Here is a 13,465-nt window from a genome sequence, read left to right as displayed (position 1 = left end):
TGAACGAAAACTAAACAGCTGGCAGCTTCCAATTAAGTTTAACGGCCACAATGCGGATTGTACAAATAACGATAACCGCTATTGTTTGCGCCAGGCGTTCGTCAAGCCATACTAAGCTAAGCCAGTAAATAACGCCGCCAATTATACAAGCGGTTGCATAAATCTCTTTCCTCCGAAATATCATCGGAATTTGATTCAATAAAATATCCCTGATTACCCCACCGAAGCAACCGGTGATAGTTCCGAGTGCCACACAAATAACAGGGTGCAAGTTTTTAGCTACGCCTTTCTGCATTCCAATTACGGTAAACAATCCCAGTCCTAAAGCATCAAAGAAAAAGAGTGTTACTTTCAGGTTCTTAACTGTTTTCTTAAATAAAACAGTAATTATCCCTGTAGTAATAATTACGCCTAACGTAGTTAAATCCAGCATCCAGCTAACGGGTGTTACTCCAATCAGCACATCACGAATGGTACCGCCACCAATTGCGGTAACAAAGCCCATAATGAGTACGCCAAATAAATCAAGTCGTTTCTGCATAGCTGCAAAAACACCTGAAATTGTGAAAGCAATAGTTCCTAACAGTTCAATGATAGAAGTAAAGCTGTTGTAAGGCATATAAACGCGTATTTATTTAGGGTGGAAGAATAAGATGCAATATTTAACTAAAATTTAAAACACACCTAACCTTCACTTTATCAACTCCTGTTAGTTTTACGAAAAACAGGAATAAATATATGAACTCTACACTGGAAATTACTGATAGCGAATTTTTGATTAAGCTGGACCGTAAAAAGTTCAACGTGAACTTTATTCGCACGCTGCTTAAAATTGTGGAAGTAGCCAGTCCATCATCTTACGATGAGTTTACCCAATCTGAAAGATTTATAGCAACTACCAGTAGCTATAACCATGCTGAACCTGATTACTTCAGTAGTTTAGACGAGAAATAAATAAGGCTTAAATGTGTATCATTTAAGCCTTATTTATTGTTTTTTAAAAGTTTCGGAAGCCGCCTCGTTGTACCTGCTGCTTGTCCATTTGTGCCATCTGACCTTTCATCATTTTAATCTGCTCGGCCAGTAGTTTATTCTTATCATCCTTAGCAGCTTCCTGCAAGTACTGCTGCGCTTCGCGTTTATTACGCTTTGCCATAGATATACCTGCCAGGCTTAGTTTAGCCAGTGCGGTATTGTGCGACATGGTCATGCCTAATGATAAAGCTTTTTTAAAGTATTTTTCTGATTTTAACGGAGCTTTACGTGATTCTATTAAGCCTACTAGCAGGTTATAATAACCATGCTGACCTTTGTATAATTGCTTTTCGTAATCAGTAATCTTTAAAAGCCATTTTTCGGCTTCATCTGTATTTTCTTTGCGCAGAAAATATTGCGCAACAATCATGTTTTCGTTAAAAAAGTAGCTTAATAATATCAAACCACCTATTAAAAATAACGGTATTCCCCATCCCCAATGTCCAAACACACATAACGCTACAGCCGCGCCCATCACCACACAGGCAATTATTAACCGAACAATATTAGATATCATTTGTAATTTTGTTATTGAGCGCAAATATCCGTTTAATAATACTTTTAAACAATTACCTGTACAAAAATTTATGGCGATAGAATTAGAATCATCCTGGCTTGAAGTTTTACACGATGAATTTGAAAAAGATTACATGCTAAAACTAAAAGCTTTTTTAAAAGAAGAGAAAGAAGCTGGGCAAAAAGTATATCCTAAGGGCGTCGATATTTTCAATGCTTTCAATCATACACCATTTACCAACGTTAAGGCAGTTATTCTGGGGCAAGATCCTTATCATGGCCCAAACCAGGCACATGGCTTATCATTTTCAGTGCAAAAAGGGGTTACAGTGCCGCCTTCGTTACGTAATATTTATAAAGAATTACAGGATGATATACCCGGTTTTCAAATCCCGAATCATGGTAATCTAACTGAGTGGGCCGATCAAGGCGTTATGTTGCTGAACGCCACGCTAACGGTACGTGCAGGTAAACCGGGCTCCCATCAAAAAAAAGGTTGGGAAATATTTACCGATACGGTTATCCGCAAAATATCTGATTTGAAGGAAGGCGTTGTATTCTTACTGTGGGGCAAGTTCGCGCAGGCTAAAGCAGAACTGATTGATACCCATAAACATCATATCCTCACTGCGGCTCACCCATCTCCCTATTCAGCCGATAATGGCTTTTTTGGTTGCCACCATTTTTCCAAAACGAACGCCATTCTGCAACAGGAAGGAAAGCAGCCGATTGATTGGCAAATACATTAAAAGCTTACTCCAATGTTCAATTTGAATTTGTGAAAGATTTTAAATTGAACTTTTACAGTTTTATAAATTCAAAAGTGGTAAGTTCTACTCTGTTTATTTAATTGGGCATTCGAAACTTGAATTAAAGATTAGTATTCCAGTGGTACAATAGGTTCCTTTTTGCTGGTGGACATAATCATCATTGTTTGGAAAGTTTTAACCACCGGAATCCGGCTAATTTTTTCCATAATGAGCTGTTCATACTGTTTAATATCATGTACATATACCTTAAGTAAGAAATCACACTGTCCAGTTACGTGGTGACACTCGGTTACTTCTTTAATTTTTTGAATTTCATTCAAAAAAATTTCAATTGTATTGCTTTTATGAAAATCAAGCGATACCTGAATGAAAGTTTTAATACCCAGCCCAAGTTTTTCTTCATCAACCAGCGCGTGATAACTTTTAATGTATTCTGCATTTTCCAGCTTACGTACCCTTTCTAACGTTGGTGCGGGTGATAAACCTATTTCGTTAGAAAGTTGGAGATTGGTAATGCGGCCGTTCTCCTGTAATATTTTCAATATTTGCAGATCAATTTTGTCTAATTCAGCAGCCATGTTTGCAAATATAATCGTGTAATTATCAAAATAAAATTTTTCATCTAACTAGTTAAACAAAAACATATTCTTATAGTTTTTATATTTTAGACGAGCCTAAATATTATATTAGAAACATATAAATGCACACGTTTACCGAAGAAAACTATTTGAAAGCCATCTATCATTTGCAATGCGAAACACATAGCGCCAGTACAAATGATATTGCGGCAGCTTTACATACCAAAGCCGCTTCAGTTACGGATATGTTAAAAAAGCTGGCTGATAAGAAGCTGATTAACTATGCCAAATACCAGGGTGTAAGCTTAACCGACGCTGGCCGGAAGGTAGCTTTACAAATTATCAGGAAACACCGATTATGGGAATACTTTTTGGTAGAAAAGCTAAAGTTTAAATGGGATGAAGTACACGAAATGGCTGAAGAACTGGAACATATATCATCAACCGAGCTGATTAACCGTTTGGATGAGTTTATGGATTGCCCAAGGTTTGATCCACACGGTGACCCGATACCTGATAGCAGCGGAGAAATTACCGCACAGCCATTTACCAGTGTGTTGCATTTGCCGGTGCATCAAAGCGGTATCATAGCTGGCGTGTCCGACCATTCTGTTAGCTTTTTACAATACCTGGAAAAACAACAGCTTACCATTGGCCGGAAGATCAAAATTACTGAAGCTACAGATTATGATGTATGCATACAGCTTACAGACGAAAATAAAGAACTAAACATCAGCCGTGAGGTGGCTAAAAAATTATTGATTGCTATATGAGTACAATATCTACTTCTACAGATCGCGAATCGCTTGGTAATGTACATAACTCCGTAGATACGGAAACCAAGACCGGCTGGCGCAAGTTTTTGGCCTTTATAGGGCCGGCTTACCTGATCTGTGTTGGTTACATGGATCCGGGCAACTGGGCTACCGATTTACAGGCAGGTAGCCAATTTGGTTATCGCCTTATATGGGTATTGTTGTTATCTAACCTTATTGCGCTTCTGTTGCAATCGTTAAGTGCACGTTTAGGTATTGTGCGAGGGGTAGATATTGCACAGGCTTCCAAAAGCACTTACAACCGTTTTATAAACTTTTGCTTGTACGTGCTGGCTCAAATTGCCATTATAGCTTGCGATTTGGCTGAAATTATTGGTATGGCTATTGGCTTGCAACTGCTCTTTAACCTACCGCTAATTTGGGGCGTGATGGTAACCATGTCAGACACCATTTTACTGTTGTTGCTACTTAACAAAGGCATGCGCAAGCTGGAAAGCTTTATTGTTTCGCTCATTTTTATAGTGGGCTTATCTTTCCTGGTGGAAATGATTATCGTAAAGCCTGATATGCCTGAGTTAATGGCAGGTTTTGTACCGCATGAGCTTAACCATGATGGCTTGTATATCGCAATTGGTATTATTGGTGCTACCGTAATGCCGCACAACTTGTACCTACACTCTTCACTCGTACAAACTCGTAAAATTGACCGAACCGATGAGGGCATACGCAGTGCTATCAAATTTAACTTGTGGGACACTACCATTGCTTTAAACCTGGCTTTCTTTGTGAATGCCGCAATTTTGGTACTGGCTGCCAGCGCTTTTTTTAGGAATGGTTATCATCAGGTTGCTGAAATACAAGACGCACATAAACTACTGGATCATATTTTCGGTTCATGGGCACCAAAATTATTTGCTATAGCTTTAATTGCTTCTGGTCAAAGCTCAACCGTAACTGGTACACTGGCCGGGCAAATTATTATGGAAGGGCACTTAAACCTGCGCATTGCTCCTTGGCTCAGGCGCTTACTTACCCGGTTGTTAGCTATTATTCCTACCTTCTTTACCCTGCTATATGCCGGTGTTGATGGCTTAGGCAAGTTATTGGTACTAAGCCAGGTAGTATTAAGCTTACAGTTGGGCTTTGCCGTAATACCTCTCATCCATTTTACATCAGACAAGCAGCTGATGGGCAAATTTGCCCTGAAAACGTTAACTAAAATAGCAGCATGGGTATGTGCTGCACTTATAGTAGTTTTAAATGCACGTTTAGTTGTAGAAGAAATTGGCAAGTGGGCAGCAGCCAATCCATCATCAGCCAACCTGGTACATTTTGTGATTGCACCTATTGCTGTTGCCGTTGGTGTGTTGCTATTGTATGTGTTTATTAAGCCATTTGTTAGTAAAACCGCTATTAAGCCAGTATCAAGCTTACCACATGGCTTAGCTATAGCCATCCAAGACCTACAGACACACCATTACCAGCACATTGGTATTACTATAGACTTTTCAAAGAATGACCAAGACACCATCTCACATGCCCTCATGCAGGGTGGCAAAAAGGCTGATTATACCCTGATGCATGTGGTTGAAACTGCCGGTGCACGTTATCATGGCAAACAGGTGATGGATTACGAAACACAAAGTGACTTTAACAATCTGGAACAGTATGTAACCGCTTTGAAAGAATTAGGCTATAATGCCCATTCCTGCATTGATTATGGTAGCCGGGCTAATGCCATAGCCAAGATGGTTAAAGCTCAGAAAGTTGATTTTCTGGTTATGGGGTCGCACGGGCATAAGGCCGTTAAAGATTTAATATATGGCACAACTGTTGATACGGTACGCCACCTGGTAAATGTGCCGGTATTGATTGTAAAACCACAGAAAAAATAATTCGCATATTTGCAGCCAACCATGAGTGAACAACTATATATAAAAAATAAGAAAGCCTACTTTGAATACCATATACTGGATGAATACACAGCCGGCATTAAGTTGCTCGGTACTGAAATAAAATCCATCCGGGAAGGTAAGGCAAACCTGAATGACGCTTTCTGTACATTTATCAGCGAGCAGCTTTATGTGCGTAACCTGCACATTTCCGAATATTCACATGGTTCATTCTATAATCATGAAGCTAAGCGCGACCGGGTATTGCTACTTACCAAAAAAGAATTGAAAAAGCTGCAAACCCGTGGCGAAGAAAAGGGCCTTACCATTGTGCCCTTAGCCATGTTTATCAGCGAGCGTGGCTTCGCCAAATTGAAAATAGCTCTGGCTCAAGGTAAAAAGACTTTCGACAAACGCGAAACCATGAAAGAGCGTGATGTAAAAGTAGAAATGGATAGAGCCATGAAACGCTAAGTGCACTTTGGGTTGCGAGTGAGTATTTGCAGGTAGTCATATTACTTTACTAAAAAAAGTGATACTCACCTTTATTTCCAAATATTATAACACAACGCTCGCAGCCCCAAATTACCATGCCTTATCACCCACTAAAGGCACAAACCGAAAAGTATCCAGCACTACCTTTTCGTAGTCATTTTCACCAACTTTCAGGATAGTTACCATTTTTTGTTCCTGTTCATTACCTACAGGTATTACCAGCAGACCGCCTACTTTAAGCTGTTTCAGCAAAACTTCAGGTACGGTTGGTGCACCGGCAGTTACAATAATTTTATCATAAGGTGCATGGGTTTCTATTCCTCTGGAACCATCACCCAAATAAAAATGTGGCTTATACCCCATGTAAGGCAGCACCTGTATAGTGCGCTCATATATTTTTTCTTGCCGCTCAATGGTATAAACGTCAGCACCCAGTTCCAACAAAACACAAGTTTGATAACCCGAACCTGTACCTATTTCCAGCACCTTATCGCCGCGTTTTACATGTAGTAATTCAGATTGGTAAGCTACTGTATAAGGCTGTGAAATGGTTTGCCCCTCACCTATCGGGAATGCAATATCTTTATAAGCCTGGTTCCAGAACGTTTCATCAAAAAAGTAGTGACGAGGCACTTTACCTATGGCATATAATACGTGTTCATCCTCTATACCTTTCTTCATCAAGAGTTCAACCAAGCGTTTGCGCGCACCTTTTTCGCGGTATTTGTCAATAAACTTATAAGCCATTTGTAAAGCAAATTTAGGCAAATTGTGCAGGCATCTGCTATGCTAAATGGCATTAACCCCATTATAAAAGGTAATCACTTGAGCGTTAGCCTGATTTTTTTCTTCACTTGTAGCATTAACTACACAATGCCCATAATGGTAAACAAATACCTTTTACAATGAAGAACCTCAATCTTAATGGCTTATTTATCAGCCCAATACTAGTAGCATTACTAACTATTCTAGGCTGCAAAAAAACCAGTAATGTGATAGAAGCAGACGGTGCAATTAAAGATACAGGCAGTGTGGCTGCCGATGGCTGTGGCTGGATAATCGTTATTAACTCCATTTATTATCACCCTGATAATTTGATGGGCAACTATGAAGTTAATAACCTGAATGTTCATGTAAAATACACCTTGGATAACTCAACTAAATTTGGCTGTGGAATTAATGCGAATACTTTACCGGTAATTCACATTAAAAGTATTGAGAAACGCTGAACTAATACGGATCCACATCCGGCTGTACAATGCAGCCTTTGCTGAGCTTAGTAGTTTGAAATTGCAGAATCACCTCACGAATAAGTAGCTTTACCTTGGCAATAGATACACTATCTTTTTCAAACTTAAGCATGATAGATTTGATGTACATATTCCGTATTCGGCTAATAAGCGGAAACTCCGGACCAATTACACGCTCACCAAAATGCTTACGTAATTCATTAGCCAGGTATTCTGATTGATGATAAAGCTGCTCGGCATCTTTATGCTTTACATACAACTGAATTATGCGATAAAATGGCGGGTACTTAAAATTACGGCGCTCGTCAATTTCGGTCAGGTATAAATCTTTATAATCATTGGCAATTACCTGCTCTATTACCCTATGGTGCGGGTTATACGTTTGTATCACTACCTTACCGGTTTTACCACGCCTACCAGCTCGCCCGCTTACCTGAGCCAGCATCTGGAAACTGCGCTCATTAGCCCGGTAATCAGGGTATTTAAGCAGGCTATCGGCATTAATAATAGCTACTACGGTAACGTCCGAAAAATCCAGCCCCTTAGCTACCATTTGGGTACCTACCAGAATGTCAATCCGTTTTTCTTCCAGATCGTTTAACAAAGTTTGGTAAGCATTGCGGGCACGAGTGGTATCGAGGTCCATACGGGCTATACGTGCTTCGGGCAACAATATGCTCAACTCATCCTCTATCTTCTCAGTACCAAAACCTTTATACTCCAAATGGGTAGAACCACAAGCCGGGCATACCGTCATGGATTCTTCCTTGTAGCCGCAGTAATGACAATGCAAATGGCTACTGCTTTTATGATAAGTTAAGCTAACATCGCAATTAATACAACGAGGGGTAAAAGCACACACCCGACAAATTAATACAGGTGCATAACCTCGCCTGTTTTGAAACAGAATCACCTGTTCTTTATTGTTCAGCGCCTGCTGCATATCTTGCATCAATACGCTGGTAAAATGTGATTGCATGGTTTTGCGCTTAGTTTCTTCGGTAATACTCACTACCTCAATTTGAGGCATGCTTACACCACCAAAACGCTCCGTTAATTCGGCAAAGCCATACTTGTGGTTACGGGCATTAAAATATGTTTCGAATGCTGGCGTGGCCGACCCTAACAATACCTTAGCCTGGTAACGGCTGGCCAGGTAAATAGCAGCATCACGGGCATTATAACGTGGTGCAGGGTCAAATTGCTTGTAAGAGGTTTCGTGTTCCTCATCAATGATAATCAACCCTAAATTATCAAAAGGCAAAAATACCGACGAGCGTGCGCCTAGTATTACTTTGTACTGGTGGTTAAGTACTCTGTGCCAAACCTCAACCCGCTCATTATCATTAAACCGGGAGTGGTACACCCCAATATCATTACCGAAATACTTACGCAAACGTTCAATAACGTGCGTAGTTAATGCAATTTCAGGCAACAGATACAATACCTGTTTACCAGCCTGAATAGCTTCTTCCACCAGCCGGATGTAAATTTGAGTTTTGCCCGATGAAGTTACGCCATGCAGCAATACTACATCTTTTTCCTGAAATTGCTGCCGTATACTATCCAATGCCCCTTGCTGCGCTTCATTCAGCTGAAAAGTAGCCGCTTCTTCAAAGTTTTCGTAATATAAGCGGCTAACGTTTTTTTCTTCGGCAATCAGAATCTGCTTATCCGTTAATGTTTTTACCACAGCAGCATTGGCGCCACTGGCTTCCATTAAATCGTTTTTAGATACCAGCTCCTGCTCGCGCGATAACTTGATAAAAGCCAACACGGCATCAGCCTGCTTAGGCGCCCGGCGTTCCAATTGCGTAAACAAAGCACGCAACATATCCGGATCACTGTAAATCGGATTTAACTTAATATAGGTGCGTTTGCGGGGCTTATACTTTTCATTAACTGCTTCTGAAATATGAATGATGTTCTTCTCGAACATCGTTTTTAACACCGGCATAACAATTTTTTGCCCCAGTAGCTTTACAATATCACTAATGGTAAGCTCGGGTTGTAAATCCAATGCATCTACAATCAGAAACTCTTTATCATGCAACGTAGATCGGTCAACACTTTCGTCCGGATTGAGCATGATACGGGTTTCACTAGCCAGCTTAAAGGCGGCAGGCAGGGCAGCATTCATGACCTCGCCCGTATAGCACAAGTAGTAATCAGCCAGCCATTGCCAAAATTGTAATTGCTGTTCAGTAACGATGGGGCTATCATCCAGCACATCCATCAAATACTTGGCTTCGTATCTTTCGGGAGCTCGTTCGGTTAAACTATGAATAACAGCGGTGTACAATTTGCTTTTACCAAACTGCACCACTACCCTTTTCCCTACCGCTACAGCATCGTTTAACTCGAACGGCACACGGTAGGTGTAATTTTTAGCAATAGCCAAAGGCAATACCACCTCGGCAAACCAAGTTTTGCGGCTGGATGTATTGTGAGTATCGGCTAGTTCAAGCATATCATTATTATCGGTAACGGATGGCGGCCAATGCCAAAGTAATCCAGCCGGCTATAAACAGCAAGCCGCCTACCGGGGTAATCGGACCTAAAACATGCAGCCAACTCCATTGTAAAATACTGCTGCAAGACAGCAAATACAACGATCCGGAAAAAAACAAAATACCTAAGCTAAATAAACAGTAACTGGCAAAAATGAGATTGTTTTTAAACCGACCAAAGGTTGACAAAAACAATAACGCAAAAACATGATAAAACTGATATTGCACACCGGTATTCCAAATTTGAATTTGCTGCGGTGGCAAGGCTGCTTTAAGAGCATGGGCGCCAAAGGCGCCGAGTATAACAGCCAGCATACCAAACACAGCCGCTGTTAAAATGATTTGTTTGTTCATATGGGGTTAGCTGGCAGCTAAATTAACCAAACCCAACAATTACTTTATAGCCACAAAGTAAAAAATCTACCTTTGTAAGATAAGCTTACTTTTTGTATGAAACGATTAATTATTACCACACTGATACTTTTGATTGTTACGGTAATGATTACAGTTACCTACTTTAAAAGCCTGAATGTACCAGGCAGGCTCAATCATCAAGTAATTAATACTATTCCGAGTACGGCTGCACTGATATTGAAGTTCAACAATGATCAAGGCTTTCACGACATCTACGATAGCAGTACCATATGGCAGACTGTTATAGGCGAACAGAATATACACGAGTTGAAAGCTTTGCAGCAGTATGTAACCCACAACTCATTGCTTAAATCCGTACTTGCTAACCAGAACATTTATCTTTCATTGCACCCGCAACAAGGTGACACCACCGATTTCCTGATCACTTTACCAGCTGGAAAACAGCAAAGTGCAAATGGTTTCAAGCAATTTTTACACCCAGGTACCACTAATAAAACCAGCGGCCTGGTTGTGGTTAATGGCACAACCAAGCCCACCATATACAGCTTGTATTTGGATAGTGTAAAAAGAAACTTTTACTTTGTTGAGAAAGCAAACGCTGTTATTTCAGGTAGCTTTTCGTTAAGCTTGGTTACTGAGAGTGCCCAGTATTCGTCTAAAAAAGCTACAACCATATTTACTTTATTGCCTGAAGAGCAAACCTCCAATTCGCTGGCTAATTTGTACGTTAATTACCAGCAGCTTAAACCATTGCTCAACCAGTGGTATAGAAACCATGACGATCCGGATTTAGTTAAGCCTTTGCAATTGCTACCTGCTACCGCAGCGCTAAGCTTGAACTACAAGAGCGATGCCTTGATGTTTAATGGTTTTACTACACTGAAAGATCAACAAGCAGTAAGCTACCTTAATTTGTTTCAATCGCTAAAGCCGGTGGTGAACGAACTGAAAAACATTTTTCCGGCTACTACGGCGTATAGCAGCAGCTTTGCAGCAGAAGATGTTACCCATTTTGAACAATTGCTAAGTGACTGGCAAAACAAGGCCGGTCTGCGTAACAGCAAACTGGCTTTATACAAAAAAATCAAATCAGAAACAGGTGTTAGTTTTGAAAAAGAATTTAACTCCTTACTGGGGCATGAATTTGCCGTGGTTACTACGCGCTTTCAGGAGCGGCTAGCCATTATTGCGTTGAAGAATGGTTCAAACTTACGCCCGGTAATTACCAACATTAGCAGCATGGCAGATGATGGACTGACCGGACAGTTAAATTATGACCGACTGCCTTTCTACCTGCTTGGCGATGCTTTTGCTTTTTTAAGAAGGCCCTATTTCATGATTGTGGATAATTACCTTATTCTGGCTAATACGCCTATAGAGTTAAAAAATTACAACGACAATTACTTAAACGGACGTTTTCTAAGCAAAATAGATGAGTATAATTCTTTCGATGATTTATTAGCGGAACGTTGTAACATCTCCTTCTTTATTCATTTTAAAAATGCCGATTATGTGTTAAAAAACACCTTAAAAAAAGCTTTTTACAAGAATTATCAGCAGCATAACGGCGGATTTAAGAATTTTTATGCTGCTTCCTATCAGCTTACCTCTTCAGACCAACAATTTTATACTGCCTTTTGTGCAAAACTAAATCAAGCCGGTACTGTTCAATCTACAATTAAATAATTTAACCCTATATGTGCAAAAGTATAACGTTAAGCAATACGCTATAAACGTAAATGCTACGTTACTATACTTTGCTCATACGATTAAATTGTGATAATGAGAAAGACTTTACTACTACTACTTCCCTTCTTGTTTTTTTATTTAGTGGGCTTTGCACAACGTTTTCAACAGTATAACAGTGGCACTTTGTACGGCTCGTTTGAAAATCCATCGCAAGCAGCATTCATACCCGATTCCAGCAGGCAATTTGCCTCCAACTTCTTTGTTCCCAACTTTTATATTAATAGTTACCTGAAAGGTAATGCACAGGCAACATTGAAATCAAGAGCTTTTCTGGGTTATTACAACAATAAAAATTTAGAAATTGGGCAAGGTCGTTTGAACCCGACGCATGCAGATTTAAACGTTTATGTGTTTATGTTTAAAGCCTACACCAGTTCAAACGGCAAACAAGAAATCGGCGTGTCATACCAAGTACGGGCTGATGGTCGGGCGAATGTAACTGATGAAACTATTGCATTGTTTAATGGAAGTCCAAGCTTTACTCAACCTAACTATACTAATGTTTTTAACAGCAATGGCTCCTACGAAGCTTACCATCAGTTTAGTGCTACCTACCGCGAGCAGGTAACCAAAAACTTTTCGGTAGGTGTAAAATTAAGCGCCTTGTTGGGTGTAGCTTATAACAAGATCGATATTACAGGTTCATCTATTCAATTTAGTCGTGAACCTGGCAACACAAACGGATACTACAACAATGCAGAGTGGGGATTGGCAGGTTCATTCCGGAGTAACTTTTTACCAGGAGAATTTAATGTACATAAAAAAATTGAATCGTTCCAGAACCCCGGTGCAGCTATTAGCATAGGCATGACCTATGTAGCTCCAGGCGGTATTATACTACAAGGTAATTTACGAGATTTGGGCTTTATACGCTGGCGAGCCAGAGGTGGAACTTTTATTGATAATTTTGATAACAGAACCACACCAGCACACATTATAGGTTTAACTACTCCAAATCGTGAGAGCAATGTAGTGAATAGTTTAGGTGATATGGTTAATGCGGCTCCTGTTTACACCAGCTTTAATGCTCCTATTACTGGATATGCTGACTTCTCGGCCGCTAAAAAGTTTATGTTTGGTGACGATTTAACTTATACGCCTACCTTAATAGTTTCTAAACAAACCTTTAGCCAAAACTTAGGCGGCGCTTGGGTGAATAATGTGAAATACAAAAGCGTAGGTGCTACCGTCAGTGGTATTTACAATTACAAAACATTTGATTTAGGTTTGCAATTAGCCTACCAGACCCCTAATGCTGAGTTCTTTATTGGTAGCGAGCAATTAACCCGATCATTAAACTTTTTAAATGCTAGTAGCGGTAATAATCTATCAGCCGTCAACAACTCGGCTGCCTATTCAGGTGCAGGCGTTTACCTGGGCTTTTCGTTAAAGTTTGGCCGCCTGATTGAACGCTGGCGCAATGAAACTTACAGTCCTACAGGTGGCGAGCAAGGTCCGTTAGGTAAAGCATGGACACGTATATTCCATACTAACTAAGACAATCAAGCAAGAAGAAAAT

The 13,465-nt window shown here is 40.2% G+C and carries 14 protein-coding genes; 8 read left to right on the top strand and 6 right to left on the bottom strand.

The window, feature by feature from the left end:
• Window positions 1-10: 10 nt before the first annotated feature.
• Complete coding sequence (locus tag HH214_RS17860; protein ID WP_169609930.1) at window positions 11-619, bottom strand: trimeric intracellular cation channel family protein; 609 nt, start codon at window positions 617-619, stop codon at window positions 11-13.
• A gap of 119 nt (window positions 620-738) precedes the next feature.
• Here HH214_RS17860 and HH214_RS17855 point away from each other — a divergent pair, with 119 nt between their 5' ends.
• Window positions 739-954: a hypothetical protein gene (locus HH214_RS17855; RefSeq protein ID WP_169609928.1), complete on the top strand. Its 216-nt coding sequence runs from the start codon at window positions 739-741 to the stop codon at window positions 952-954.
• A 43-nt stretch (window positions 955-997) separates the two neighbouring features.
• On the opposite strand, the gene HH214_RS17850 is transcribed toward HH214_RS17855, so the two are convergent.
• Window positions 998-1,549, bottom strand: a complete 552-nt coding sequence (locus HH214_RS17850) for a tetratricopeptide repeat protein (protein WP_169611204.1) — start codon at window positions 1,547-1,549, stop codon at window positions 998-1,000.
• Between the two features lie 73 nt (window positions 1,550-1,622).
• Here HH214_RS17850 and ung point away from each other — a divergent pair, with 73 nt between their 5' ends.
• Window positions 1,623-2,300: a uracil-DNA glycosylase gene (gene ung, locus HH214_RS17845; protein ID WP_169609926.1), complete on the top strand. Its 678-nt coding sequence runs from the start codon at window positions 1,623-1,625 to the stop codon at window positions 2,298-2,300.
• Window positions 2,301-2,428: 128 nt separating this feature from the next.
• On the opposite strand, the gene HH214_RS17840 is transcribed toward ung, so the two are convergent.
• Window positions 2,429-2,899 carry an Lrp/AsnC family transcriptional regulator gene (locus HH214_RS17840; RefSeq protein WP_169609924.1) on the bottom strand — a complete coding sequence of 157 codons (471 nt, stop codon included), beginning with the start codon at window positions 2,897-2,899 and terminating at the stop codon, window positions 2,429-2,431.
• Between the two features lie 122 nt (window positions 2,900-3,021).
• Here HH214_RS17840 and HH214_RS17835 point away from each other — a divergent pair, with 122 nt between their 5' ends.
• From HH214_RS17835 to smpB, 3 genes are read left to right on the top strand one after another with little or no spacing between them, the layout of a single operon-like run.
• Complete coding sequence (locus HH214_RS17835; RefSeq protein ID WP_169609922.1) at window positions 3,022-3,672, top strand: metal-dependent transcriptional regulator; 651 nt, start codon at window positions 3,022-3,024, stop codon at window positions 3,670-3,672.
• Complete coding sequence (locus HH214_RS17830) at window positions 3,669-5,570, top strand: Nramp family divalent metal transporter (RefSeq protein ID WP_169609920.1); 1,902 nt, start codon at window positions 3,669-3,671, stop codon at window positions 5,568-5,570. Before HH214_RS17835 ends, HH214_RS17830 begins: the two co-directional genes overlap by 4 nt.
• Before the next feature lie 21 nt (window positions 5,571-5,591).
• Window positions 5,592-6,041, top strand: a complete 450-nt coding sequence (smpB, locus tag HH214_RS17825; protein ID WP_169609918.1) for an SsrA-binding protein SmpB — start codon at window positions 5,592-5,594, stop codon at window positions 6,039-6,041.
• A gap of 111 nt (window positions 6,042-6,152) precedes the next feature.
• Here smpB and HH214_RS17820 read toward each other — a convergent pair whose 3' ends face one another.
• Window positions 6,153-6,809 (bottom strand): protein-L-isoaspartate(D-aspartate) O-methyltransferase, encoded by a 657-nt coding sequence (locus HH214_RS17820; RefSeq protein ID WP_169609916.1) that lies wholly within the window; start codon window positions 6,807-6,809, stop codon window positions 6,153-6,155.
• 158 nt (window positions 6,810-6,967) lie between these two features.
• Between HH214_RS17820 and HH214_RS17815 the strand changes: the two genes are divergently transcribed.
• Complete coding sequence (locus HH214_RS17815; protein WP_169609914.1) at window positions 6,968-7,291, top strand: hypothetical protein; 324 nt, start codon at window positions 6,968-6,970, stop codon at window positions 7,289-7,291.
• A gap of 1 nt (window position 7,292) precedes the next feature.
• Here the strand turns inward: HH214_RS17815 and priA are convergent, their stop codons facing one another.
• Entirely contained in the window at window positions 7,293-9,782 is a 2,490-nt protein-coding gene (gene priA, locus HH214_RS17810; protein ID WP_169609912.1) for a replication restart helicase PriA, read from the bottom strand.
• Between the two features lie 7 nt (window positions 9,783-9,789).
• A complete protein-coding gene (locus tag HH214_RS17805) occupies window positions 9,790-10,176 on the bottom strand; it encodes a DUF423 domain-containing protein (RefSeq protein WP_169609910.1) in 387 nt (128 codons plus the stop codon).
• 96 nt (window positions 10,177-10,272) lie between these two features.
• Between HH214_RS17805 and HH214_RS17800 the strand changes: the two genes are divergently transcribed.
• On the top strand, window positions 10,273-11,883 hold the full coding sequence (locus HH214_RS17800; RefSeq protein WP_169609908.1) for a hypothetical protein: 1,611 nt from the start codon (window positions 10,273-10,275) through the stop codon (window positions 11,881-11,883).
• A gap of 96 nt (window positions 11,884-11,979) precedes the next feature.
• On the top strand, window positions 11,980-13,443 hold the full coding sequence (locus tag HH214_RS17795; protein ID WP_169609906.1) for a DUF5723 family protein: 1,464 nt from the start codon (window positions 11,980-11,982) through the stop codon (window positions 13,441-13,443).
• The last annotated feature ends 22 nt before the right edge of the window (window positions 13,444-13,465 follow it).

The sequence above is a fragment of the Mucilaginibacter robiniae genome, from assembly GCF_012849215.1.
GTDB classification, from domain to species: Bacteria; Bacteroidota; Bacteroidia; order Sphingobacteriales; family Sphingobacteriaceae; genus Mucilaginibacter; species Mucilaginibacter robiniae.
Note: the sequence above shows the minus strand (reverse complement) of the source record. Positions and strands in the feature narration are given on the sequence as shown.